This window comes from Variovorax boronicumulans (assembly GCF_009811375.1).
Lineage (GTDB): Bacteria > Pseudomonadota > Gammaproteobacteria > Burkholderiales > Burkholderiaceae_C > Variovorax > Variovorax boronicumulans.
In genome coordinates this window covers 202,385-226,999 of sequence record NZ_BKDH01000001.1, presented here as the reverse complement: position 1 = coordinate 226,999, position 24,615 = coordinate 202,385, and the positions used below count along the sequence as shown (strand labels likewise).

Annotated in this window: 24 protein-coding genes and 1 pseudogene; 14 read left to right on the top strand and 11 right to left on the bottom strand. The window is 69.2% G+C overall.

Annotated elements, in window-relative coordinates; translation table 11 throughout:
* Positions 1-2: 2 nt before the first annotated feature.
* Positions 3-1,328 (top strand): PhzF family phenazine biosynthesis isomerase, encoded by a 1,326-nt coding sequence (locus VHAB30_RS01110; protein WP_159275520.1) that lies wholly within the window; start codon positions 3-5, stop codon positions 1,326-1,328.
* Here VHAB30_RS01110 and VHAB30_RS01105 read toward each other — a convergent pair.
* Both VHAB30_RS01105 and VHAB30_RS01100 read right to left on the bottom strand, forming a co-directional pair.
* A complete protein-coding gene (locus tag VHAB30_RS01105) occupies positions 1,325-2,062 on the bottom strand; it encodes a TetR family transcriptional regulator C-terminal domain-containing protein (protein WP_159275519.1) in 738 nt (245 codons plus the stop codon). The genes VHAB30_RS01110 and VHAB30_RS01105 overlap by 4 nt on opposite strands.
* Positions 2,059-3,510: an aminotransferase-like domain-containing protein gene (locus tag VHAB30_RS01100; RefSeq protein ID WP_159275518.1), complete on the bottom strand. Its 1,452-nt coding sequence runs from the start codon at positions 3,508-3,510 to the stop codon at positions 2,059-2,061. Before VHAB30_RS01100 ends, VHAB30_RS01105 begins: the two co-directional genes overlap by 4 nt.
* A gap of 253 nt (positions 3,511-3,763) precedes the next feature.
* Here VHAB30_RS01100 and VHAB30_RS01095 point away from each other — a divergent pair, with 253 nt between their 5' ends.
* The 5 genes from VHAB30_RS01095 to VHAB30_RS01075 all read left to right on the top strand — a co-directional run bounded on the left by VHAB30_RS01095 (position 3,764) and on the right by VHAB30_RS01075 (position 10,894).
* Entirely contained in the window at positions 3,764-5,134 is a 1,371-nt protein-coding gene (locus VHAB30_RS01095; protein ID WP_390903968.1) for an NAD(P)-dependent oxidoreductase, read from the top strand.
* 70 nt (positions 5,135-5,204) lie between these two features.
* Positions 5,205-6,515 (top strand): NAD-dependent dihydropyrimidine dehydrogenase subunit PreA, encoded by a 1,311-nt coding sequence (preA, locus tag VHAB30_RS01090; protein WP_159275517.1) that lies wholly within the window; start codon positions 5,205-5,207, stop codon positions 6,513-6,515.
* Between the two features lie 132 nt (positions 6,516-6,647).
* The gene (locus tag VHAB30_RS01085; RefSeq protein WP_159275516.1) at positions 6,648-8,153 is read left to right on the top strand and encodes an NCS1 family nucleobase:cation symporter-1; all 1,506 of its coding nucleotides are present in this window, start codon (positions 6,648-6,650) and stop codon (positions 8,151-8,153) included.
* A 26-nt stretch (positions 8,154-8,179) separates the two neighbouring features.
* Positions 8,180-9,619 (top strand): dihydropyrimidinase, encoded by a 1,440-nt coding sequence (gene hydA / locus VHAB30_RS01080; protein ID WP_159275515.1) that lies wholly within the window; start codon positions 8,180-8,182, stop codon positions 9,617-9,619.
* Between the two features lie 18 nt (positions 9,620-9,637).
* Complete coding sequence (locus VHAB30_RS01075; RefSeq protein ID WP_159275514.1) at positions 9,638-10,894, top strand: Zn-dependent hydrolase; 1,257 nt, start codon at positions 9,638-9,640, stop codon at positions 10,892-10,894.
* A 34-nt stretch (positions 10,895-10,928) separates the two neighbouring features.
* Here VHAB30_RS01075 and VHAB30_RS01070 read toward each other — a convergent pair whose 3' ends face one another.
* The 4 genes from VHAB30_RS01070 to ycaC form a co-directional block, all read right to left on the bottom strand.
* Positions 10,929-12,146 (bottom strand): acyl-CoA dehydrogenase family protein, encoded by a 1,218-nt coding sequence (locus VHAB30_RS01070; RefSeq protein ID WP_062479951.1) that lies wholly within the window; start codon positions 12,144-12,146, stop codon positions 10,929-10,931.
* Between the two features lie 97 nt (positions 12,147-12,243).
* Positions 12,244-12,840 (bottom strand): NADPH-dependent FMN reductase, encoded by a 597-nt coding sequence (locus VHAB30_RS01065; protein ID WP_095746578.1) that lies wholly within the window; start codon positions 12,838-12,840, stop codon positions 12,244-12,246.
* A 95-nt stretch (positions 12,841-12,935) separates the two neighbouring features.
* A complete protein-coding gene (locus tag VHAB30_RS01060; protein ID WP_062479955.1) occupies positions 12,936-13,625 on the bottom strand; it encodes an isochorismatase family protein in 690 nt (229 codons plus the stop codon).
* 7 nt (positions 13,626-13,632) lie between these two features.
* Positions 13,633-14,259: an isochorismate family cysteine hydrolase YcaC gene (ycaC, locus tag VHAB30_RS01055; protein WP_062479957.1), complete on the bottom strand. Its 627-nt coding sequence runs from the start codon at positions 14,257-14,259 to the stop codon at positions 13,633-13,635.
* A 244-nt stretch (positions 14,260-14,503) separates the two neighbouring features.
* Here ycaC and VHAB30_RS01050 point away from each other — a divergent pair, with 244 nt between their 5' ends.
* The 4 genes from VHAB30_RS01050 (at position 14,504) to VHAB30_RS01035 (ending at position 16,849) form a co-directional block, all read left to right on the top strand.
* Positions 14,504-14,839 (top strand): hypothetical protein, encoded by a 336-nt coding sequence (locus VHAB30_RS01050; RefSeq protein WP_062479977.1) that lies wholly within the window; start codon positions 14,504-14,506, stop codon positions 14,837-14,839.
* 180 nt (positions 14,840-15,019) lie between these two features.
* Entirely contained in the window at positions 15,020-15,718 is a 699-nt protein-coding gene (locus tag VHAB30_RS01045; RefSeq protein ID WP_062479959.1) for a Bax inhibitor-1/YccA family protein, read from the top strand.
* A gap of 35 nt (positions 15,719-15,753) precedes the next feature.
* Entirely contained in the window at positions 15,754-16,299 is a 546-nt protein-coding gene (locus tag VHAB30_RS01040; protein WP_159275513.1) for an Rrf2 family transcriptional regulator, read from the top strand.
* A gap of 103 nt (positions 16,300-16,402) precedes the next feature.
* Positions 16,403-16,849 carry a universal stress protein gene (locus VHAB30_RS01035; RefSeq protein WP_062479963.1) on the top strand — a complete coding sequence of 149 codons (447 nt, stop codon included), beginning with the start codon at positions 16,403-16,405 and terminating at the stop codon, positions 16,847-16,849.
* A gap of 38 nt (positions 16,850-16,887) precedes the next feature.
* Here the strand turns inward: VHAB30_RS01035 and VHAB30_RS01030 are convergent, their stop codons facing one another.
* The 4 genes and pseudogenes from VHAB30_RS01030 to VHAB30_RS01020 form a co-directional block, all read right to left on the bottom strand.
* Positions 16,888-17,316 carry a hypothetical protein gene (locus VHAB30_RS01030; protein ID WP_159275512.1) on the bottom strand — a complete coding sequence of 143 codons (429 nt, stop codon included), beginning with the start codon at positions 17,314-17,316 and terminating at the stop codon, positions 16,888-16,890.
* A 42-nt stretch (positions 17,317-17,358) separates the two neighbouring features.
* Positions 17,359-17,856, bottom strand: coding sequence for a GNAT family N-acetyltransferase (locus tag VHAB30_RS31025; RefSeq protein WP_235926780.1), 498 nt, complete (start codon positions 17,854-17,856; stop codon positions 17,359-17,361).
* Positions 17,857-17,880: 24 nt separating this feature from the next.
* Positions 17,881-18,444 (bottom strand): annotated as a pseudogene (locus tag VHAB30_RS31080) (HD domain-containing protein); the annotation flags it as partial.
* 65 nt (positions 18,445-18,509) lie between these two features.
* Positions 18,510-19,097: a hemerythrin domain-containing protein gene (locus VHAB30_RS01020; RefSeq protein ID WP_159275510.1), complete on the bottom strand. Its 588-nt coding sequence runs from the start codon at positions 19,095-19,097 to the stop codon at positions 18,510-18,512.
* A gap of 147 nt (positions 19,098-19,244) precedes the next feature.
* Between VHAB30_RS01020 and VHAB30_RS01015 the strand changes: the two genes are divergently transcribed.
* Positions 19,245-19,757, top strand: a complete 513-nt coding sequence (locus VHAB30_RS01015) for a universal stress protein (RefSeq protein ID WP_159275509.1) — start codon at positions 19,245-19,247, stop codon at positions 19,755-19,757.
* Between the two features lie 119 nt (positions 19,758-19,876).
* A complete protein-coding gene (locus VHAB30_RS01010; protein WP_159275508.1) occupies positions 19,877-20,401 on the top strand; it encodes an OsmC family protein in 525 nt (174 codons plus the stop codon).
* Between the two features lie 21 nt (positions 20,402-20,422).
* Here VHAB30_RS01010 and VHAB30_RS01005 read toward each other — a convergent pair whose 3' ends face one another.
* On the bottom strand, positions 20,423-21,607 hold the full coding sequence (locus VHAB30_RS01005; RefSeq protein WP_159275507.1) for a DesA family fatty acid desaturase: 1,185 nt from the start codon (positions 21,605-21,607) through the stop codon (positions 20,423-20,425).
* Between the two features lie 181 nt (positions 21,608-21,788).
* On the opposite strand from VHAB30_RS01005, the gene VHAB30_RS01000 reads away from it, so the two are divergent.
* Positions 21,789-22,511 carry a winged helix-turn-helix domain-containing protein gene (locus tag VHAB30_RS01000; protein ID WP_159275506.1) on the top strand — a complete coding sequence of 241 codons (723 nt, stop codon included), beginning with the start codon at positions 21,789-21,791 and terminating at the stop codon, positions 22,509-22,511.
* The gene (locus VHAB30_RS00995) at positions 22,504-24,615 is read left to right on the top strand and encodes a PAS domain S-box protein (protein WP_159275505.1); all 2,112 of its coding nucleotides are present in this window, start codon (positions 22,504-22,506) and stop codon (positions 24,613-24,615) included. The genes VHAB30_RS01000 and VHAB30_RS00995 overlap by 8 nt, the downstream gene beginning before the upstream one ends.

Here is a 24,615-nt window from a genome sequence, read left to right as displayed (position 1 = left end):
CGATGGCTGCGATTTTTTCTGCGCCCGGTTGCCGGAACATCCGCGTGTTCGTCGGCCCCGATCCATCCGTCGGCGGCAACCCCGCGCCCGTTTGGCTCGATGCCGACGCGCTCTCCACCGCGCAGATGCAGGAGCACACCCGGCTCAGCGGCCATGAGTCCGTCTTCGTGCTGAAGCCGACCACACCGGCGCACCGGCTGCGCATGCGCTACTTCGTGCCCAAGCACGAGATGGAAATGTGCGGCCACGCCACGGTCGGCGCGCTGTGGCTGCTGCACCGGCGCGGCGAATGGGACGGTTCGCCCGTCGCGATCGAAACGCTCAGCGGCACCGTCACGGGCCGGCGCGTCGATGGCACGGTGCAGATCAGCCAGCCGCGTGCCACGGTGGAAGAGGTGACGCAACAGCGGCTGGTCGAAGACATCGCGCAGTGCCTGGGCATCGAGGTCGGGCAGATCGTGGGGCCGGTGCTCAACGCCGCCACCAGCCGGGTCAAGACGCTGGTTCGCCTGGCCGACACCGCGCAGCTGCACGCCTTGCGCGTCGACTTCGCGCGCGTCGAATCGCTGTGCGAACGTCTCGGGTCCACCGGGCTGTATCCCTATGCCATGTCACGGGACGAAACCGACACGGTCAGCGCGCGGCAATTTCCCAAATCTTCCGGCTACCCGGAAGACGCCGCCACGGGCATCGCCGCCGCCGCGCTGGCCTGGGGCCTGCGCCACCTTGGGCTGGTCGGCCACGAGGCGCTGTCGGTGACCGTGCGGCAAGGAGAAGCAATGGGTTCGCCCTCCGCGATCCACGTGGGATTGCCATGGGATGCGAACACGCAGGAAGGTTGCTGGGTCGGCGGCGAGGCCTGCGATGCGCAACCCGAAGACTTTCTGCTCGACCGGCTGTGCCCACCTGAAGTGGCGCGGGCCAAGCCATCGGGTACTTACGCCACATTCGCGAGGGCCGGCAGTCTGCTGCACACGAGCGGCGTGGTGGCGCGCGAGAACGGCCAGGTGATCACAGGCCGGCTCGAAGGCCCCGACGATGTGGCACGCGGCCAGCGGGCCGCAGTGGCGGCTGTCGGCGCCCTGCTGCGCGCAGCACAGGACGAACTCGGCAGCCTCTCGCGCGTCGTTCGCGTCGTGGCACTGAACGGCTACCTCCAGGCTTGCGGCGACTTCAAGGACCACGCCCAGGTGATGGACGCGGCCTCGGCGGCCCTGCAACGGATCTTCCCCGATGCCCCACTGCCGGTTCGCACCACCGTGGGCGTCGCGTCGTTGCCTCGCGGTGGTGTGGTCGAGGTGTCGATGGTGCTCGAGACGCGCGACTAGGGCCTGCCCTTGCCGGCCTTTTCCGCGCACGGCAGCGCAGCGTGCCCGCTCGTCACCACCGCCGAGGTGGCGGGCCGCCTCAGCCCCAGCGCGCCTTCGAGCATCCGCAGGATGGTCTCGCGGGCCAGGTCGAAGTCGGCTGGCTCCAGCGCCTGCTTGCCAAGCAGCATCCGCATCTGCCAGGCGAAGTCGGCGTAGGTCTGCGTCATGGCCCACAGCGTGAACAGCAGGTGCGGCACGGGCAGCGGCGCCACGTCGCCGTTCGCCATCCAGCGGTTCAGCACGGCCGCTTCGGCGCGGAAGGCTGGTACCAGCTTGGCCTCGATGTCGTCGGCGCATTGCGGCGCCTGAGAAATGATTTCCTGCGCGAACAGCCGCGAGCCCGAAGGGTGGTCGTACGAGAACTGCAGCTTCTGCGTGACGTAGCGCTCCAGCGCGGCATGCGGGTCGAGGTCGGCGTCGGCCAGGCTGTTGAGGTTCGACAGCCACGAGTCGAGCACGTCGTTGAACACGCGGCTGTACAGCGCCTTCTTCGAGGGGAAGTAGTACAGCAGGCTCTGCTTGGAGATGCCCGCGTCGGCCGCGATGTCGTCGACCGACACGCCGCCGTAGCCGTGCAGCGCGAAGCGTTCCTGCGCCACCGCGAGGATGGCGCTCTCGAGGTTCTGGCGGCGGGCCTGGCGCTTCACGGCGGGAGGACGCGCCGCCGTTCGCAGGGGTGGCGCGGCACTCATGGGTTCTTCATCCGCGCCAGGAAGCGCACCAGTCGCTCGTCGCCGCAGTGCGCGACGTTGAAGCGATACCAGGCAAAGGGCTGCGGCATGTCGCCGAAATCGGTCGCGGCCGCGAGCGGCAGGCCCTGCTTGCGCGCCTCCTGCAGCACCGCATCGCTCGATGGACGAGGCTCACAGCCGGGCGGCCAGCCTGCGCAGAGAAAGGGGCCGCCATCGGGCACGCACAGCGCCTGCAGGCCCGCGCCGGTCAGCAGCGACAGCGTGCGCTCACCGGCGATCTTCAGCGCGGTGTTGAGCTTCTGCAGGAAGCGCGGATAGCCGGCATCGGCCAGCACCTCGCAGGCCACGCGCTCTTCGAACTCGCTCGGCCCGAGCGTGGTGTGCAGACAGCGCAAGGCCGCATCGTCGACCCAATGCTGCGGCAGCAGCACATGTGCAAGCCGCAGCTTGGCCGAGAGCGTGGTCGACACGCCACCGACCTGCGCCACGCGCTGCAGCCCGTCCATCGCGGCAAGGCTGGGCGCCTGCAACGGCGAGAGCCCGCGCCAGGTGTCGAGCTCGATCACGCGCAGGTCGTGTCGCTCGGCCGCCTGCAGCGCCTGGTGCGCGCCCTGCGGGCTCATGCACACGCCCAGCGGATTGGAAACTGCCGTCGACAGGAACAGCAGGCGCTGGCGGCTTGCTGCAGGCAACATCGCGGCATGGCTGTCGAGCGCGGCGATGTCGACGCAGCCGCCGCGCCGTGGCACTTCGAGCATGCGACGGCCCAGCGTGCGGATCAGGCTGCGCAGCTGGCGCGGTGCGGGCGACTCGACCAGCACCGCGTCGCCGGGCTCGGTCCAGGCCTGCAGCAAACACATCGTGGCGCCCAGACTGCCCGCTGCCGTCATGACCTGCTGCGGGCCCAGTGCGGGCAATTCGACGCGATGGCGCGCGGCGATCAGTTCGCGCAGGCACGGCAGTCCGAAACCATGTCGCGTGCCGCTGTCCCATTCGGGGGCCGAGCGGGCCACGCGGCGCATGGCTTCACGCACCAGGTCGTCGCCACGGTATTCGGGGGGTGGCGGGCGGTCGTGGGCCGTGGCGGTGTCAGTCATGCGCGGCACCGCATCGGCGTCGTCGGTTGCCACGCGCGAAGGCCGGTGCAGCACGTAGTAGCCGCTGCCCGGCCGCGAGGCCAGCACCGAGCGCGCCCGCAAGGCGCTGTACGACTCGGTGACGGTGAAGGTGCTGATGCCCAGTTTGCCGGCCAGCGCGCGTACCGAAGGCATCTTGGTGCCGGGTGCGAGGCGCCCGTCGATGACGCGCAACTCGACGCCCACCACGAGGCGCTGCGCCAGCCCGAGGCCGGGCGCGGCTTCGTCCATGTCGCCCATCAGGCCCTGCATCCAACCGGCACCGGCGGGCGCCGGCTGGCGCAGCGCCGACGCGTTGCTTGAACTCTGCATCACCGGGTCTCCTTGAGAAACGCATGCGGCCTGTCTGGACAGGGTTTGCCCTTGGCAACTGTGCTGGGGAGTGCACCAAACAGCATGGTCGGCAGCGGCAAACACTTTCTCGTTCGCCGCGCCAACTGTGTATGGGCGGCACCCCTCGTTTGCTGAATCATCGCGACATTCGACCACTTGGTCAAACTTCATGAGGGCTCGATCTCTCATGTCGCACACGGTTACCCCACCACGACCTGGAGCTTGAAAGCCCATGAGCAGCACGATGAATCCCGTCGCGCCCAGCGCGCACATTGCCTCCGATGTGCGCGCCGGCCGTCTCGACCCCGCGCAGTACGCCAAGAACTTCTGCGACGCCCACCCGCCGCTGAACGTGGTGCAGGCCAACATCGAGGCCGAGCGCTGCTACTACTGTTTCGACGCGCCCTGCCAGACGGCCTGCCCCACGGGCATCGACATCCCGACCTTCATCCGTCGCATCGCCGACGGCAACCTGCGCGGCGCCGCACGCACCATCCTCGAAGAGAACCCGCTGGGCGGCATGTGCGCCCGCGTGTGCCCGACCGAAGTGCTGTGCGAGCAGGCCTGCGTGCGCAACAGCAACGAGAGCAAGCCGGTGGAGATCGGCCTGCTGCAGCGCCACGCGACCGATGCCTTCTTCGACGCGCCCGGCGCGCCGCTGTTCGTGCGCGCGGCCGACACGGGCAAGCGCATTGCCATCGTCGGCGCCGGTCCGGCGGGCCTGGCCTGCGCGCACCGCCTCGCGGTGCTGGGCCACGAGGTGACGCTGTTCGATGCGCGCCCCAAGCTGGGCGGCCTGAACGAATACGGCCTGGCCAGCTACAAGACGGTGGACGACTTCGCGCAACGCGAGATCGAGTGGCTGCTGTCGGTCGGCGGCATCGAGGTGCGCAACAACCAGGCACTGGGCCGCGACCTGCACCTCGATGCGCTCGCCACCGACTACGACGCGGTGTTCCTCGGCCTAGGCCTGGCCGGCGTGAACACGCTGGGTCTGGGCGAACAGACCGGCGTGCGCGATGCGGTGGACTTCATCGCCGAACTGCGCCAGGCCGCGTCGCCGGCCGACGTGGCCATTGGCCGGCACGTGGTGGTGATCGGCGGCGGCATGACCGCCGTGGATGCGGCCGTGCAGTCGCGCAAGCTTGGCGCGGAAGACGTGAGCATCGTCTACCGGCGCGGCGCCGAAGCCATGGGTGCCTCGGTCGACGAGCAGAGCTGGGCCAAGGAGAACGGCGTGCGCATCATCCACTGGGCCGCACCGAAGGCCCTGCGCGCCAAGGGCGGCGTGCTGCGCGGCATCGACTTCGCGCGCACCGTGCTGGTCGACGGCAAGCTGGTAGAGACCGGCGAAGCGCTAGCACTGCAGGCCGACATGGTGCTGTGCGCCATCGGCCAGAGCTTTGTCGCGACCGCGCTGGAAGACAGCGGCGTGCAGCTGCAAGGCGGGCGCATCAGCACCGATGCCGAGTGCCGCAGCTCGCTCCCCAAGGTCTGGGCCGGCGGCGACGCGCGCTTCGGCGGGCGCGACCTCACGGTCGAGGCGGTGGAAGACGGCAAGCAGGCCGCGCTGTCCATCGACCGCCACCTGCGCGCGGCCTGACGCGACAGCGCCCCCCCTTCCCTTCACTCCATTCATCCGTGCGCGCCGCGGCGCGACAGGAGCAATTCACATGGCAGACCTGAGCATCGACTTCGTGGGCATCCGCAGCCCCAACCCTTTCTGGCTGGCTTCGGCGCCGCCGACCGACAAGGAGATCAACGTGGTCCGCGCCTTCGAGGCCGGCTGGGGCGGCGTGGTGTGGAAGACCGTGGGCGAAGACCCGAACGTGGTCAACGTGCACGGGCCGCGCTATGCCGTCTCGTATGCGGCCGATCGGCGCGTGACCGGCTTCAACAACATCGAGCTGATCTCCGACCGGCCGCTGCGCACCAACCTCGAAGAGATGACGCGCGTGAAGCGCAACTGGCCCGACCGCGCGCTGGTGGCGTCGATCATGGTGCCGTGCACCGAAGAGGCGTGGAAGAACATCCTGCCGAGGGTCGAAGACACGGGCTGCGACGGCATCGAGCTGAACTTCGGCTGCCCGCACGGCATGAGCGAACGCGGCATGGGCGCGGCCGTGGGCCAGGTGCCCGAGTACATCCAGATGGTGGCCGAGTGGTGCAAGCACTACTCGAAGCTGCCGGTGATCGTGAAGCTCACGCCCAACGTGGCGGACATCCGGCCCGCCGCGCGCGCCGCGAAGAAAGGCGGCGCCGACGCGGTGAGCCTCATCAACACCATCAACTCGATCATGGGCGTGGACCTGGACGCGATGGCGATGTTCCCGCACACTGACGGCAAGGGCTCGCACGGCGGCTACTGCGGCCCCGGCGCCAAGCCGATCGCGCTGCACATGGTGGCCGAGATCGCGCGCGACCCGCAGACCGCCGGCCTGCCCATCTCGGGCATCGGCGGCGTCTCGACCTGGCGCGACGCGGCCGAGTTCATCGCGCTGGGCAGCGGTTCGGTGCAGGTGTGCACCGCCGCCATGGTCTACGGCTTCAAGATCGTGCAGGACCTGTGCGACGGCCTCTCCAACTTCATGGACCAGAAGGGCTACGCCAACCTCGAGCAGATGCGCGGTCGTGCGGTCGGCAGCATCACCGACTGGCAGCAGCTCAACCTGAACCACGTCGACAAGGCAGTGATTCACCAGGACCTGTGCATCCAGTGCGGCCGTTGCCATGTGGTGTGCGAAGACACCTCGCACCAGGCCATCAGCGCCACGAAAGACGGCATGCGCTTCTTCGAAGTGAAGGAAGAAGAGTGCGTGGGCTGCAACCTGTGCGTGTCGATCTGCCCGGTGCCCGGCGCGCTGTCGATGCGCACGCTGAAGGCCGGCGAGACGGATGCGCGCACCGGCCACCCGGTGGTGGGCCACTACGCCAACTGGACCACGCACCCCAACAACCCGATGCGCACCGGCAGCCCCGCCTGAACGGGATATCGAACAAGCGAGTGAGTGAGTGAGTGAGCAAGTGAATGACCAAGCCCGGCGCAGACCGGGCGGCGGCGGGAGGGGAACGACCACACGGCCAGAAGCACGACACACGTGCAGGAGAAAACCCACATGACGACCCCACAGCACGGCGGCGCACCCGCCGCAAACCTCTGGAACGAGGACCTGGCGCCCACCACACTGGCGCAGCGAACGTGGCGCTGGTACCACTTCGCCGCGCTCTGGGTGGGCATGGTGATGTGCATCCCCGCCTACATGCTGGCGGCCAGCCTCATCGAAGGCGGCATGTCGTGGGGGCAAGCGGTGCTGACCGTGTTTCTCGGCAACGCCATCGTGCTGGTGCCGATGCTGCTCATCGGCCACGCGGGCGCGAAGTACGGCATTCCGTATGCGGTGATGGCGCGCGCCTCGTTCGGCACGCGCGGGGCGCGGCTGCCCGCCTTGCTGCGCGCCATCGTGGCCTGCGGCTGGTACGGCATCCAGACCTGGTTCGGCGGCCAGATGATCTACACGCTCGTCGGCGTGCTCATGGGCCAGCCGCTGGGCGGCGACAAGCTGCCGATGCTCGGCATCAATGGCGCGCAGCTGGTGTGCTTTTTGATCTTCTGGGCCATCCAGCTGTACTTCGTGGTGCACGGCATCGAGTCGATCCGCCGTCTCGAAACCTACACTGCGCCGCTGAAGATCATCGTGTGTATCGCCCTGCTCTACTGGGCCGTGCAGCGCGCGGGCGGCCTGGGCCCGATCTTCGACCAGCCTTCGCAGTTCGAGGCCGGCGGCAAGAAGGCCGGCATGTTCTGGGCCGTGTTCTGGCCATCGCTCACGGCCATGGTGGGCTTCTGGGCCACGCTGGCATTGAACATTCCCGACTTCACGCGCTTCTCGCGTTCGCAGCGCGACCAGGTGGTGGGCCAGGTCATCGGCCTGCCCGCACCCATGGGCCTGCTCGCGATGATGGCCGTGATGGTCACCTCGGCCACGGTGGTCATCTACGGCAAGGCGCTGTGGGACCCGGTGGACCTGGCCAGCCGCATGACCGGCGCCGCGGTGCTGCTCGCGCTCATCATCCTGCTGATCGACACCGTGAGCGTGAACCTGGCGGCCAACCTGGTGGGCCCGGCCTACGACTTCTCTGCCCTCAACCCGAAGAAGATCTCGTACCGCACGGGCGGCTACATCACCGCCGGCATCGCCATCGTGATGATGCCGTGGAAGGTGCTGGAGACCACGCAGGGCTACATCTTCACCTGGCTCATCGGCTACTCGGCGCTGCTGGGGCCGGTGGCCGGCATCCTGATTGCCGACTACTACCTCATCCGCCGCAAGGAGCTGGACGTCGAGGCGCTCTACCGCGAGACCGGCGCCTACAGCTACGGCAACGGCTGGAACATGGCGGCCATCGTCGCTTTCATCGTCGGCGTGCTGCCGAACATCCCCGGCTTCCTGAACGCCGCCTTTCCGTCGGCCGTGCCGTCGATGCCCGAGTTCTTCAAGACGATCTATACCTACGCCTGGTTCGTCGGCGTGGTGCTGTCGGCCGTGGTCTACATGGGGCTGATGAAGGCGCGTGCGCCGCAGCTTCAGGGCCTGGTCCCGCCCCTCAAGAACCCCAGCTGAAGCAAGAAAGAAAAGGAACCCACGCCATGACCGTTCTCATTCGCGGTGGCACGGTGGTCAACGCCGATGCCGAGCACCGTGCCGACGTGCTCTGCCAGGGGGACAAGATCCTCCAGGTCGGCACCGACCTGCAGGTGCCGGCGGGCGCCGAAGTCGTCGACGCTGGCGGCGCCTACGTGATGCCCGGCGGCATCGACCCGCACACCCACATGCAGCTGCCCTTCATGGGCACCGTGGCGGCCGACGACTTCTTCAGCGGCACGGCGGCCGGCCTGGCCGGTGGCACCACCAGCATCATCGACTTCGTGATTCCCGACCCGCAGCAGTCGCTGATGGACGCCTTTCGCATGTGGCGCGGCTGGGCCGAAAAATCCGCCGGCGACTACAGCTTTCACGTGGCCGTGACCTGGTGGAACGACAGCGTGCACAAGGACATGGGCACGCTGGTGCACGAGCATGGCGTGAACAGCTTCAAGCACTTCATGGCCTACAAGAACGCGATCATGGCCGACGACGAGATCCTGGTGAAGAGCTTCCAGCGCTCGTTGGAACTCGGCGCCATGCCGACGGTGCATGCGGAGAACGGCGAGCTGGTCGCGATGCTGCAGCAGCAACTTCTGGCGCAGGGCATCCGCGGCCCCGAAGGCCATCCGCTGTCACGCCCGCCGATGGTCGAGGCCGAGGCCGCCAACCGCGCCATTGCCATCGCCGACGTGCTGGGCGTGCCGATCTACGTGGTGCACGTCTCGTGCGGCGAAGCGCTCGACGCCATCACCCGCGCCCGCGCGCGCGGCCAGCGCGTGTACGGCGAGGTGCTGGCCGGCCACCTCGTGGTCGACGAGAGCGCCTACCGCGACCCCGACTTCGCGCGCGCCGCCGCCCACGTGATGAGCCCGCCCTTCCGCTCGCGCGAGAACCAGGCCATGCTGTGGCGCGGCCTGCAGGGCGGCAACCTGCACACCACGGCGACCGACCACTGCACCTTCTGCGCCGAGCAGAAGGCCGCCGGCCGCGACGACTTCACGAAGATTCCCAACGGCTGCGGCGGCGTCGAAGAGCGCATGGCCGTGCTGTGGGATGCCGGCGTCAACGCGGGCCGGCTCACGCCCTCGGAGTTCGTGCGCGTCACCTCCACCAACGCGGCGCAGCTGTTCAACCTGTACCCGCGCAAGGGCGTCATCCAGCCCGGTGCCGACGCCGACATCGTCGTGTGGGACTCGAAGGCGACCAAGACGCTGTCGGTGAAGACGCAGCATTCGAAGAGCGACTTCAACATCTTCGAAGGCCGCCAGGTGACGGGCGTGCCCAGGCACACGGTCAGTGCCGGCCGCTGGGTCTGGCGCAACGGCGACCTGCGCGCCGAGCCGGGCACTGGCCGCTACCTCAAGCGCCCGCCCTTCGCGCCGATGTTCACCGCACTCGAACGCTTCAAGCAGCAGCACGCGCCCACGGCCGTGGCGCGCTGAACCCCCAAGGAGTCATACATGAATGCAGCAGTGGACACGCAGGTGCTGACGATCAACGGCGAGCGCCTGTGGAACTCGCTGATGGAACTGGCACGCATCGGCGCCACCCCCAAGGGCGGCGTCAAGCGGCTGGCGCTGACCGACCTCGACAAACAGGGCCGCGACCTCGTGGTGTCGTGGGGCAAGGCGGCCGGCCTGAGCATCACGGTCGACAAGATCGGCAACGTCTTCATGCGCCGCGAAGGCACCAACCCCGCGCTGCCGCCCATCGTGTCGGGCAGCCACATCGACACGCAACCCACCGGCGGCAAGTTCGACGGCAACTACGGCGTGCTGTCGGCACTGGAAGTGGTGCGCACGCTGAACGACCAGGGCATTCGCACCGAAGCGCCCATCGAGGTCGCGTTCTGGACGAACGAGGAAGGCTCGCGCTTCGTGCCTGTGATGATGGGCTCGGGCGTCTTCTGCGGCGCCTTCAGCCTGGAGCACGCCTACGCCGCGAAGGACACCGAGGGCAAGACGGTGCGCGAAGAGCTGGCGCGCATCGGCTACATCGGCGACCAGACGCCGGGCGACCACCCCATCGGCGCCTACTTCGAGGCGCACATCGAGCAAGGGCCGGTGCTGGAAGATGCGGACAAGGTCATCGGCGTGGTGCCGGCGGTGCTCGGCCTCTCGTGGTACGACTGCGTCGTCACCGGCATGGAGGCGCATGCCGGCCCCACGCCGATGCACCTGCGCCGCGATGCGCTGCAGGTGGCGACGCGGATCATGCAGGAGGTGGTGGCCATCGGGCTGCGCTACCCGCCCTACGGGCGCGGCACGGTCGGCATGGTGCAGGTGCATCCGAACAGCCGCAACGTGATTCCGGGCGAGGTGAAGTTCTCGGTCGACCTGCGCAACGTGAGCGGCGAACTGCTCGACCGCATGCACGGCGAGATCCTCGCCTGCGTCGAGCGCACGGGGCGCGAGACCGGGTTGGGCGTGACGATCGAGCGCGTGTCGTACTTTCCACCCTGCCCGTTTCACCCCGATTGCGTGGATGCGGTGCGCCGCGCGACCGAACGGCTCGGCTACTCGACCATGGACGTGGTGTCGGGCGCGGGCCACGACGCGATCTATGCCGCGCGGCTGGCACCGGCCGGCATGATCTTCGTGCCCTGCAAGGACGGCATCAGCCACAACGAGATCGAGGACGCGCAGCCCGACCACCTGACGGCCGGCTGCAACGTACTTCTGCACGCCATGCTCGAACGCGCGAAGCGCGTGGACTGACGCCCATACGTTCGCGGTGGCGCCGGCGCTGCCGTTACTGGTACGCCGCCAGCTCCTGCTTCGCGATCGCGTTGCGGTGCACCTCGTCGGGGCCGTCGGCCACGCGCAGGTGGCGCTCGTAGGCGTAGAAGTGCGTGAGCAGCGTGTCCTGGCTCAGGCCCATCGCGCCGAAGGCCTGCATGGCCCAGTCGATCACCTTCACGCAGTTGTTGGGCGTGAGCACCTTGATCATGGCGATCTCTTTCGCGGCCACCTTGTTGCCGACGGTGTCCATGCGGTAGGCCGCATTGAGCACCATCCAGCGCGACTGCTCGATGAGCATGCGCGACTCGGCAATGCGCTCGCGCCACACGCCCTGCTCCGACAGTGGCTTGTGGAAGGCCACGCGCGACACGAGGCGCTGGCACATCATCTCCAGCGCGGCTTCGGCCATGCCGATGGCGCGCATGCAGTGGTGGATGCGGCCCGGGCCGAGGCGGCCTTGCGCGATCTCGAAACCGCGGCCTTCGCCCAGCAGGATGTTCTCGACCGGCACGCGCACGTTGTCGAACACGATCTCGGGGTGGCCGAAGGGCGGGTCGTACATGCCCAGCAGCTGCATGTCGCGCACGATGGTGATGCCCGGTGTGTTCTTGGGCACGAGCACCATCGACTGCTGCTTGTGGCGGTCGGCGTTGTCGGGGTCGGTCTTGCCCATCAGCACGAAGATCTCGCAGCGCTCGTTCATGGCGCCGGTGATGTACCACTTGCGACCGTTGATGACGTACTCGTCGCCCTCGCGGCGGATGCTGCAGCGGATGTTGGTGGCGTCGCTGGAGGCCACTTCGGGCTCGGTCATGGCGAACGACGAGCGGATCTCGCCGGCCAGCAGCGGCGTGAGCCAGCGTTCCTGCTGCGCCTTCGTGCCGTAGCGCGCCAGCACTTCCATGTTGCCGGTGTCGGGTGCGGAGCAGTTGAAGATCTCGGCGCACCAGTAGCGCCGGCCCATGATCTCGCACAGCGGCGCGTACTCGACGTTGGTCAGGCCCGGGCCATGTTCCGACTCCGGCAGGAACAGGTTCCACAGGCCGCGCTCGCGCGCCTTGGCCTTGAGGCCGGCCATCATCGGCAGCTCGGCATAGGGCCGGCCGGCGCGGGCGTTGGCGGCCAGCTCTTCCTCGCGGCGCTTCTCGTTCGGGTAGACGTGCTCGTCCATGAACTTGAGCAGCTCGGCGCGCAGCGCGAGCACCCGGGGCGTGAATTCGAATTGCATGTCGTCTCGTCCTTCTTCCAATGTGCGGTCGAAGATACGTCGCGATGCGGATCGGGACGGTCGTTCGCGCGACAGCACGAACGCCGCCCTGAGCAAGTCAGCGTGGCGTGGGCAGCGCGGTCGCGAGCGCGGCCAGTGCCGCCACCACCTTCTGCACCGACTGCGCGGCACGCGCGTCCTTCAGCGTGCCGTCGGCCTCGAAGGCCTCGTTCGCGCGCCCGAGCGCGAACTGCTGCGGCGCCACCAGCATGGCGAAGGCCATCTGCAGGTACTGGCGCAGGAAGTTCATCGAGCGCAGCGCGCCCAGCGGCCCGGGCGAGGCCGACAGCAGCGCGGCCGGCTTGTTGGCCGTGGCGGCCAGCCCGCCCGCATGACCCTCGCCCGGCGGAATGCGCGAGAGCCAGCTGAAGGCGTTGATGACCAGCGGCGTGGGGAAGCCGTTGTACTCGGGCGTGACGATCAGCACGCCGTCGCTCGCCGCGATGGCGCTGCGCAGTTCGTGCGCGCCGGCCGGCACGCCCGAGGCGGCCTCGAGGTCACCGTCGTACACGGGCAGCGCCAGCGCGCGCAGGTCCATCTCCGTCACCTGCAGGCCCGCCGCGCGCGCGGTGGCCGCGGCCACGGCCGCCAGCCGGCGGTTGAGCGAGCCGTCGCGGGCGCTGCCGGGAATGATCAGGATGCGGGGACTGTCCATGCGGGGCTCCTTGCCGTGCGTTGAAAGAAGAAGGAAAGCCGCGCCGCACGCGAAGGGCGTGCGGCGCGGCGGTCGTCAGTGTCGCATCGAGAGGATCAGGCGCGCTGCGAGTCCAGCTGCTCGCTGTTGGTCACGACCTCCTGCGCCTTCATGTAGCTCTCGATCAGCAGCTGGTAGGGCGGGAACACGGCGCTGTAGGCCTCGGCCCATTGCGCGGCATCGTCGCGGTGCCAGGTCTTCTGCACTTCGGAGCACACGCCCGCGGTGTCGATCGGCACCACGCCGGCCTGCACCACGCGCGCCAGCGTGATCTCCTGCGCCATCTTCGAGTACGTGCCCGAGGCGTCGATCACCGCGAACACGCGGTAGCCCTCGTGCACCGCCGCGATGCTCGGGAAGGCCATGCACACGCTGGTGATGGTGCCGGCGATGATCAGCGTGCCGCGCCCGGTGGCCTTCACGGCGGCCACGAACTCGGGGTTGTCCCAGGCGTTGATCTCGCCCTTGCGCGCCACGTACTGCGCATGCGGCGCGTACTTGTGCACTTCGGGAATCAGCGGGCCGTTCGGACCCTGCGGCACCGAGGCGGTGGTGATGACCGGGATCTTCGCCAGCGTCGCGACCTTGGCCAGCGTGGTGACGTTGGAACGCAGCTCGGTCATCGGCATGTCCTTCACGGTCTGGAACAGCCCGCTCTGGTGGTCGATGAGCAGCATCACGGCGTCGTCGGGGTCGATGACGGGCTTGGCGCCGTTGAAGTTGGCGACGGTGTTCGGTGTGGTCATGGGGTGCTCACTTTCCTTGGGTCAGTTGCGTGTAGCTGGTGATCAGGTTGCGGTAGTCGGGGATGTGGTTGGAGAACAGCGTCCCCAGGCCCTCGATGTCGTTGCGCCAGTCGCGGTGCAGTTCGCAGGCCACGCCGAACCACGACATCAGCTGCGCGCCGGCGGCCGACATGCGGTCCCACGCGGCCTGGCGCGTCACGTCGTTGAAGGTGCCCGACGCGTCGGTGACGACGAACACGTCGAAGCCCTCGGCCAGCGCCGACAGCGCCGGAAAGGCCACGCAGACCTCGGTGACCACGCCGGCGATCAGCAGCTGCTTCTTGCCCGTGGCCTTCACGGCCTTGACGAAGTCCTCGTTGTCCCAGGCGTTGATCTGGCCGGGGCGCGGGATGTAGGGCGCGTCGGGAAACTGGGCCTTCAGCTCGGGCACGAGCGGGCCGTTGGGGCCGTTCTCGAAGCTGGTGGTCAGCACCGTGGGCAGCTTGAAATAGCTGGCGATGTCGGCCAGGGCCAGCACGTTGTTCTTGAACTTGTCGGGGTCGATGTCGCGCACCAGCGAGAGCAGGCCGGTCTGGTGGTCGACCAGCAGCACGGCGACATCGTTCTTGTCGAGACGGGTGTAAGGCTTGGACATGGGAGGCTTCCTTTGCGAGGTTGAATGCCGGGGAAAAATGGGTCCCGATGCATGTCCGTCAGCGTAAAAGCGCGCCCGAAAGTCCGGTAGTCGGCGAAATTCGCCTGCAGCGTTCCACCCGATGGACGATGGCAACACCCGTGCGCCGTGGTCGGATGAATTCGCGCCCGCCGGAGCCGATCCCTCGCGGCGGGTAAAATACCCCTACATGTCCCGCTGGTTTGCCGCTACCGTCCTCGCTTTCATGCTGTCCTGCTACGGCTTCGCCGTGCTCGCGCACGGGCTGGTCGGCGGCCACCATGTGACGTCGTCGTCCGGCGAACGCCAGACCGTCGCGACGCTCGCCGCCTCGCTGGCCGATGGCGGCGACAAGGACATCGGCAAGACATCGTCCGAAGACCCGTCCGCCATGGACGAAGCGGGCTCCGAGCACGCCGAACTGGTCGACGCCCGTCCCCACGCGCGCAACCTGCTGGTGCTGTCCGCGCAACCGCCGCGGCTGGGCTCCACCTCGGTGCTCTCGCCGCTGCTCGACCGGCCCAAGCGGCCACCCCGGCCCCACGCCCTCCTCGCCGCCTGAGGCCGCGCGGCGGCGAGCGAACGCCTGAGGACTGTTGCAGTCCGGGCGTTTGCGCTCATCCGATCCGGCCCGTCGCCCTTTTTGCGCGACGCCCCTGCCCCTTCTTTTCAGCCGTTCGACGGCCCCGCCGCACGTGTCATGCGACCCGTCCGGCCCTCTCTCTTTTTTCAGGATTTTTCGATGAACTCCAGCCAATCGGCCTACCCCTCCAGCTTCGGCGCACCGTTGGCCTCGGTCCAGGAACGCAACCGCGTTCTGCGCAACACCTACTGGCTGCTCGCGCTGTCGATGGTGCCCACCGTGCTGGGCGCCTGGCTCGGCGTGGCCACCGGCCTCACGCGCGCCATGTCGCCGGGCATCGGCATCATGGTGTTCCTCGGCGGCGCCTTCGGCTTCATGTACGCCATCGAGAAGACCAAGAACTCCGCCGCCGGCGTGCCCGTGCTGCTGGCCTTCACCTTCTTCATGGGCCTGATGCTGTCGCGCCTGGTCGGCAGCGTGCTCGGCCTGTCCAACGGCGCCAGCCTGGTCATGACCGCCTTCGCCGGCACCGGCGGCATCTTCCTGGGCATGGCCATGCTCTCGACGGTCATCAAGCGCGACATCTCGGCCATGGGCAAATGGCTCTTCGTGGGCGCCATCGGCCTGCTGGTGGTGGGCATCGCCAACGTCTTCATCCAGTCGAGCGCGCTGATGATGACGCTGTCGGTCGCCGCCATCGGCATCTTCTCGGCCTTCATCCTGCACGACCTGAAGCGCGTGAAGGACGGCCTCGAGACCAACTACATCTCGGCCACGCTGGGCGTGTACCTGAGCCTCTACAACGTGTTCCAGTCGCTGCTGGCCCTGCTGGGCATCGCCGGCGGCCGCGACGAGTAAGCGCACACAGAACGACAAGCAAGGAAGGAAACACCATGCGCCTCACCACCAAGGGCCGCTTCGCGGTCACCGCGATGATCGACATCGCCCTGCACGGCCGCTCGGGCCCCGTCACGCTGGCCTCGATCAGCCTGCGCCAGCAGGTCTCGCTCTCGTACCTGGAACTGCTGTTCGCCAAGCTGCGCCGCAACGGGCTGGTCGAATCCACCCGCGGCCCCGGCGGCGGCTACTCGCTCAGCCGCAAGGCCACGGAGATCACGGTGGCCGACATCGTGCTCACCATCGAAGACCTGGGCGCCAGCAAGATCCGCCCGCGCGCCGCCGGCTCGGACAACGAGCCCGGCCGCTGCGAGATCGACGACCTGTGGGCCTCCGTGAACCTGCGCGCCGTCGAGTTCCTGCGCTCGATCTCGCTGCAGAGCCTGGTCGACGAACAGAAGGCCAAGGGCGTGCAGCCCGCCACCAGCGCAGCCGCCCGCCGCACCACGGCCGTCGTCGGCTCGCCGGTGCGCAAGCCCTTCGTGGTCGACGCGCCGAACTCGGTGTTCGCACTGGGACGGCGCCACAGCACGAGCAGCTGACGGCGATCGGCGCGGCCGCTGCGCCGCGCCTTGAAAGACCGGGCCGCGCGACCTAGACTGAGCAGTGAGGGCACCCGCGGTGCCGGGGGCCAAGGAGCCTGCCATGTACAAGCGTGTTCTCGTCGCAACCGACGGCTCTTCGCTGTCGGACAAGGCGGTGGCCGCGGCCATCGACCTCGCGTTGCTGACCGGCGCCGAGCTGGTGAGCGTCAACGTCGCGCACATCCAGCCCTATGGCTATTTCGAAGGCTCGATGCTGCTGAACCAGACGGACTTCGAGGCCAACCAGAAACACGTCGAGCAGGCGGCCCAGCGCGTGGCCGATGCGGTGCGCGACACCGCCCTGGCCAAGGGCGTGCGCCGCGCCGACGCGGTGGTCATGAAGTCGAACCAGGTGGCCGAAGCCATCATCCACGCTGCCAAGAACCAGGACTGCGACCTGATCGTGATGGCCTCGCACGGGCGCCGCAGCCTGGCCCGGCTGCTGCTGGGCAGCGAGACGCTGCACGTGCTGACGCACTCGCACATTCCGGTGCTGGTGCTGCGCTGAACTGAACGAACGAGGCACCGCGCACGCAGTGCGCGGGGTTATCTGGTCGCGGCGGACTCGACGGTCTCGACGACCGTGCGACCGGCCGGCGGGCACGACGGCCCGGCATCGCGGCCGAAGCAGCGCGCGGCCTGCGTGCGCGCCTGGGCTTCCTGCGCGTGGCGCGCTTCGGCGGCCCCGACCTGGTAGTCGAGCAGCCACTTCATCAGCAGCATCATCGCGATCAGCAGCCCCAGCGCCACGCCCAGCAGGGTCGTGCGCCAGTTGCGCGGGCGCGCCGCAGACGGCGCGCGGGCCGGTGCGCTGCTCTCCATCGCGGTGAAGCCCGCAAGGCTGCGGGACGCACCACCGTCATGGATGCGGCGGCGGGGTGGTTCGGGGGTCGCGGAACGCGCGGACACCGAGGTCTGCGCGCGCTTCACGCGCGGCGCATGGGCAGTGTCCGAAGGCAGGTGGCGGGCAGGCATGACGGGGGCGATTATGAACGCCTTGCGCCCCCGGTCCGTGCGTCAGGCACCGACACCGAACGCCGCGTGGTACCGCACCTCGCCGACCGGCCACGCGCCGTGGAACGACACGGCCTGAAAGTATTCCGGCGGCACGCCCGGCAACACCAGCCCGGGCCGCACGACGAAGCCGAAACGGCCATAGAAGGCCGGGTCGCCCAGCAGCACGCAGCCTTGCGCGCCGACCGCGCGCAGGCCCGCCAGCGCGGCGTCCATCAGCAGCCGGCCGATGCCCTGCCCCTGGCGCGCGGGCGCCACCGAGATCGGGCCCAGGCCATGCCAACCAGTCGTACCGTCCGAGATCGCCACGGGCGACAGCGCCACATGGCCGACGATCTCGCCACCGTCTTCGACCACGAGCGACAGCGTGAGCTGGCCGGCCGCGCGCAAAGCGTCGACGATGAGGTGCTCGGTGCCGTCGGCATGCGGTGCCTCGGCAAACGCCGCCACCGTCAATTGCCGGATGGCGGCCTCGTCGCCTGGTTGCTCGGGGCGAACCACCGGCCCCGCCTCCGTCCGCCGCGCAGCCTCCACCTTCTTCTGCGTGTCGGCATCCACCAACGCCCGCATGGCGCGGAACAGGGGCCGGCTGCCGGTGTGCTTCTGGCCGTAGCCGAGGTTGAATTCGTAGTCGAAGTCCGGCGGGTTCGCGCCCTGGTTGTGCTGCAGCAGGGTCTCGAGCTTGTCGAGCGCCTTGACCGCCTGCGCTTCGGGCGTCTCGGCCTTTTCGTACTCGTCCCACAGCGCCAGGATGCCCGCGCGCAGCGGCGCATCGAGCGTGCGCGTGAGCACCTGCAGGTCTTCGCGCTCCTGCGCGCTCTTGTCGGGATGCGCGCCTTGCACGATGGCGGGAATGTCGCCGTGGATCGCCTCGCCCAGGTCGTGCACCACGCACATCTTCAGCACCTTGAGCAGGTCCAGGTCGGCCAGCTCGTCCTCGAAGGCCATGGCCATGAGGCACAGGCGCCAGCTGTGCTCGGCCGTGCTCTCGGTGCGGCCCGAGGCCGTGTGCGCGCTGCGCAGCACGCTCTTGAGGCGCTCGGCCTCGCGAAGGAAGTCCAGCCTTCCCCTGATCTGATCGATGTCCATCTCGCCGTCTCGTTGGTCCTGAATGAGTTCAGGCCGAGCCTAAGCGATCCGGACACAGGCCGTCGTTACAGCGCCGGCCCCAGCCCGATCGGCGCGGGCACCGCGTTGACGATGCGCGTGAAGAGCGACGCATACACCTCGTCGGGCGCGGGGTGGTTGGAGAACAGGTCCCGGTTCTCGCCGAAGGCCGCGTCGAGCTCGCGCCAGTCGTCGGCACCGAGCACGCGCTCGGCCAGCGGCAGGATCTCGCGTTCCTCGTGCGCCATGTGCTCCAGGTAGAAGCTCACGTACTCGTTCATCGCCTGCTCGAAGGCCAGGCGGCGCGGCTCACCGAGCATCTCGAAGGCGAGCAGCGCGTGCTCGACGTGGCGGATCTTGCGCTCGCCCCAGGCATGGTCGTTGTCCAGCTTGTCCATCAGGTCGCGCGAGATCGGCGTGCAGGCGCGCAGCCGGGGAAAGAGCAGCTCGGTCTCCTTCGGGTGGTGGCGCTTCTCGGGAAACTCGTCCACGTAGAACAGCATCGCGCGCAACGTCGCGAAGTCGGGCATCGTGCCCTTGCGGCGGTGCTGGTCGAGCAGCATGACGATGGAACGCAGCATGGCCGCCAGCGCGGCGTGCTCCTGGCGAATGATCCGGACGGCGGCATGTGTCATGGAGGGTCTCCTTCTTTCGAAGGCCCCAAGGGTCGCAAGTCCGACGCGGCCCGGGCTTGTTCCAGATCAAGGCCCGCGCATGCAGCCAGGCACAGACTGGCATGGCATCTCCTCTTTCTCATCAACGCACCCTGGAGGTTCCACACCATGTACCAACGCATCCTGGTTCCCGTCGACGGCAGTTCCACCTCCGCCGAAGGCCTGGCCGAAGCCATCCGCCTGGCCAGGCTCACCGGTGGCCGCCTGCGCATCGTCCACATCCTCGACGAGCTCTCGTTCGCGCTCGGCATGGACGTCTACGTCGGCCATTCGGGCGACTGGCTCGGGGCACTGCGCGCCAACGCCGTGACGCTGCTCGAGAAGGCCCGCGCCCAGGCGCTGGACGCGGGCGTCGAGGCCGAGGTCGTGCTGCGCGACGGCTTCAAGGCCGGTGCGGTCCACGACCAGGTGGTGACCGAAGCCGTCGATTCGAAGGCCGACCTGATCGTGCTCGGCACGCACGGGCGGCGCGGCCTGAGCCGCTGGGCCATGGGCAGCAGCGCGGAACACATCCTGCGCGTGGCACCCGTGCCGGTGCTGCTGATTCGCGCGCCCGAAGCCGCGGCCAAGGTGGAGTCCGAGCGCTTCAGCCTGCCGGACGGGCTGGTCGCGAACCAGTAGGCCGCCCGCCCGCCGCCGGTTTGACGGGGCCCGGCACCGCGCCCAGAATGGCCTGCTCCGCTCGCGGCTTCTTTCGCGCAAGAACCGCCCGCCCGTTCCCCGTTTCAAGGAGCAGCGTCATGAGCTCACCCCAGCACATCCGGCAGTCCATGGACACCCTCGCGAGCCACTTCGCGACGCATCCCCAGGACGCCCTGACCCAGGACAAGCCGGCCACGGCCACGCTGGTGTCGGGCCTGCACTTTCGCGTAACCGGGCCCACGGGGGAATCCATCGTGACCGACATGCCGAAGGCCATCGGAGGCAAGGCTGAAGCGCCATCCCCCGGCTGGTTCATGCGCGCCGCCCTGGCCAGTTGCGAAACGACCGTGATCGCCATGCGGGCGGCGCAGCTCGGCATCGCGTTGACGACCCTCGAAGTGGTCGTCGGCAGCCAGTCGGACAGCCGCGGCCTGCTCGGCGAGCCGGCCTCCGTGCCCGCCGGCCCCAGCCGCATGCACGTCGCGGTGCGGATCGCCGCGGACGGCGTGCCGGAGCAGGCGTTGCGCGACCTGGTGCACTGGGCCGAGGCCCACTCCCCTGTGGGCAGCGCGCTGCGCCGGGCCGTGCCGCTCGATGTGGCGGTGCAGGTCGGGCCGGCCTGACGGCACCGGCGAAGGCCGTCCTCAGGCGTAGGAACGCAGTCGCACCGCAAAGGCCGCCAGCGGCGCGATGCCGCTGGCTTCGGCGCGCTCGCACCAGTCCTGCAGCCGCTTCACGAGCTGTTCGCCCGTGGCGCCCGAGCGGCTCCACAGCGCGGTCAGCTCGCGCCGCATCGCGTACATCGTTTCCAGTGCCTGCGAAGCCACCAGCGCTTGCGTGAGCTGCGCATGGCGCGTGGCGTCGAGCGCTTTTTCTTCCTTGCCGAGCCAGGGCCGCGCAGCGCGCAGCGCACGGGCCTTGTTCGGCGCGAGCGCATGCACCCGGGCCAGCTCCTCGGTGCAGGCCTGCTTCAGCGAGCGCGAGTAGTTCGACAGCACGTCGTAGTGGTGCCGGATCACCGCCTGCACCGTGAGCAGGTCGACGGTGGCACGCGGCGTGGTGAGGCGCGGCTTCGGCGCCAGGTGCTTCACCTTCGCCAGCCCCAGCGCCTGCAGCGCGCGGATGTAGACCCAGCCGATATCGAACTCGAACCACTTGTTCGACAGCTTCGCCGAGGTCGGGAACGCGTGGTGGTTGTTGTGGAGCTCCTCGCCGCCGATCAGCAGGCCGATGGGAAAGATGTTCGTGCTCGCGTCCGACGCAGGCCAATTGCGGTAGCCCCAGAAGTGGCCGATGCCGTTGACCACGCCGGCGGCCCAGAACGGAATCCACGCGATCTGCACGAGCAGCACCAGCGCGCCCGGCAGCACGCCGAACAGCGCCATGTCGATCAGGCCCATGCAGGTGATGCCCAGTGTCTGGTAGCGCGTGTACAGGCGGCGCTCGAGCCAGTCGTCGGGCGTGCCGTGGCCATAGCGGTTCAGCGTCTCGGGGTTGCGCGCCTCGGCCACGTACAGCAGCACGCCGCCCCACAGCACGCGCTTCAGGCCCACCACCTGCGGGCTGTGCGGGTCGTCGGGCGTGTCGCACTTGGCGTGATGCTTGCGGTGCACCGCGGCCCATTGCTTCGTGACCATGCCCGTCGTCATCCAGAGCCAGAAGCGGAAGAAGTGGCTGGCGATGGGATGCAGGTCGAGCGCGCGGTGCGCCTGGTGGCGGTGCAGGAAGATGGTGACCGAGGCGATGGTGACGTGCGTCAGCGCCAGTGCGGCCAGCAGCACGCCCCACCACGGGAGATCGAGCGCACCCGAGAAAAGAAAAGATGCCATTCGTTCGTACCTTCTGGACCCTGTGGACAACGGGCGCGATTCTCGGAAGCGCCCCGCCCGCGGGCCTTGCGCCAGATCAACGGCGGGCGCTGCGGCTGCCAGAGCGGCGCCTTGCGTGCTACGCTTCCCGGCTCCCTGCGCCCTTCCCCGTGGCGCCGGCGTTTTTTCTCCCAGCCCCCGCATGACTTCTGCCCCCCACATCGCGGTGCTCGACGACGAGGTCGACATCACGCTGCTGCTGGCCAACTACCTCCAGGGCCACGGCTACCGCGTCACCCAGATCCACGACGGCGCGGCGCTGCGCTCGCTCATGGCCGCCGACCCGGCCGACCTCGTGCTGCTGGACCTCGGCCTGCCCGGTGAAGACGGCTTTTCCATCGCCCGCCACATGCGCGAGAACTGGCGCTGCGGCCTCGTGATCGTCACCGGCCGCGGCGACCCGGTGGACAAGGTGGTGGGCCTCGAAGTGGGCGCCGACGACTACGTGACCAAGCCCTTCGACCTGCGCGAGCTGGCGGCGCGCGTCAAGGCCGTGCTGCGGCGCCTGACGCCCGACGCGTCGGCGGCCGCCGCGCCCACGCCGCCCGAGCGCCTGCGCTTCGCCGGCTGGCGCCTGGACACCGCCGCGCGCAGCCTCAGCAACGCGCAGGGCGAGGCCGTGGCGCTGACCACGGGCGAGTTCGACCTGCTGTGCGCCTTCGCGCGGCACCCGGGCCGCGTGCTCTCGCGCGACTTCCTGCTCGAGCAGACGCGCGGTCGCGAAGCGGCTCCCTTCGACCGCACGATCGACGTGCAGGTCGGCCGGCTGCGCAAGAAGATCGAGGCCAACGCCGATGATCCGCAGCTCATCAAGTCGGTGCGCGGCGCGGGCTACATCCTGGTGCCGCCGGTCACCCATGGCTGACGGCAACGCCCCCTCGATTCCCGGCCTGCCCTCGGGCGTCGAGGAAGGCAGCGTGTTCCGCTCGCTGTTCGCCGCGTATCCCGATTCGCTGCTGGTGGTGGACCAGTCGGGCCGCATCGTGCTGGCCAACCCTTCGGCCGCCGCCATGCTCGGCTACGCGGCCGACGAACTCGTGGGCCTGAGCGTGGAAGCGCTGGTGCCCGACAGCATCCGCCCGCGCCACGCCGCCTTCCGCGAAGCCTACGGCCGCGCGCCGCGCCCGCGCCCGATGGGCACCGACATGGAGCTGGTCGCCAAGCGCAAGGACGGCAGCGAGGTGATGGTCGAGATCGCGCTGAGCCCGCTGCAGAACCAGGGCCTGCCCTTCGTGGTGGCGGCGATCCGCGACATCGGCGCCTACCCGCGCGTGAAGCAGGCGCTGCAGCGCGCGCGCTACAGCGAACACCTGGCGCAGCTGGGCCGGCTGGCGGTCGACACGCGCGACCTGCAGGTGGTGCTCGCGCAGGTGCCCGACATCGTCGCGACCGCGCTGCAGGTCGAGGTGGCCATGGTGTGGCTGCTCGACGGCAGCCAGCGCGAGTTCCGCCTGGCCAGCGGCGTGGGCCTGGTCGCCGACGAGAACGTCGGCCTGCGCATCGCCAACCGGCCCGACACGCAACCCGGCTACGTGCTCTCGCAGGGCTGCCCCGTCGTGGTCACGGACTACCGCGAGGAGCGCCGCTTCACCGTGCCGCCCGCCTACCTCGAGGCCGGGCTGGTCAGCGCGCTGGCCGTGCCGCTGTCCGACCGGGGCCGCGTGACCGGCATGCTGTCGGTGCGCGCCACCGCCGCGCGGCGCTTCGGCGACGAGGAGATCCGCTTTCTCGAATCGGTGGCCAGCCTGCTGGCCACCAGCCTGCAGCGCGTGCAGACCGAAGAGGCGCTGAACCACGCGCAGCGCCTGGAGAGCGTGGGCCAGCTCACCGGCGGCATCGCGCACGACTTCAACAACCTGCTCACCATCATCCAGGGCAACCTGCAGGTGCTCGAAGAGCTGCCGCAGCTCGCGGCCGACGGCTATGCGCAGCAGCTCGTGGCCGCCGCCGCGCGCGCCAGCCGGCGCGGCGCCGAACTCACGGGCAAGCTGCTGGCCTTCTCGCGGCGCCAGATGCTGCAGCCCGACGCGGTCGACGTGCGGCAGATGCTGCACTCGCTCACCGACATGCTGCGCCGCACGCTCGACCAGCGCATCCAGATCGAGATCGACGCCGACGACCCCTGCCCCGCCGTGCGCGCCGACCCGGGCCAGCTCGAATCGGCGCTGCTGAACATCGCCATCAACGCGCGCGACGCCATGCCCGAGGGCGGGCGCCTGCACTTTCGCGCCGAGGCCTGCGACGCCCTGCCCGCCACCGTGCGCCAGGAACTGAGCGACGCCGACGCCGGCCGCCGCTTTGTCGCGCTCTCCATCGCCGACAGCGGCACCGGCATGACCGACGCGGTCATGGAGCACCTCTTCGAGCCCTTCTTCACCACCAAGGAGGCCGGGCGCGGCACCGGCCTGGGCCTGAGCACGGTGTACGGCTTCGTCAAGCAGTCGCGCGGCGCCATCGCCATCGACAGCAAGCTCAACGCCGGCACCACCGTGACGCTCTACCTGCCGCAGGTCGAGGCCGACGCGGCGAGCGCTGCGGTGCCTGTCGATGAAGATGCCATGGAGATCGAAGCCGAAGCCACGCTGGCACCGGGCCTGCGCGTGATGCTCGTTGAAGACGACGCCGAGGTGCGCCAGGTGGTCCATACCTTCCTCACCACGCTGGGCTGCGAGGTCGCGACCGCCGCCAATGCCGAACAGGCGTTGCCCGCGATGGCCGCCGAGGCCACGCCCTTCGACCTGCTGCTGAGCGACATCGCGCTCGGCCCCGGCATGCGCGGCACACGGCTGGCCGCCGAGGCGGTGCAGCGCCAACCCCGGCTGGCGGTGCTGCTGATGTCGGGGTTCTCGGCCGAGCTGCTCGACGCCGACCGCGAAGCGCCCCCGGGCTGGGAGCTGCTGCGCAAGCCGTATTCACGCAGCGAACTCGCGCGGGCGATGGCGCGGGCGCTGTTGGCTGCGCGCGAGTGA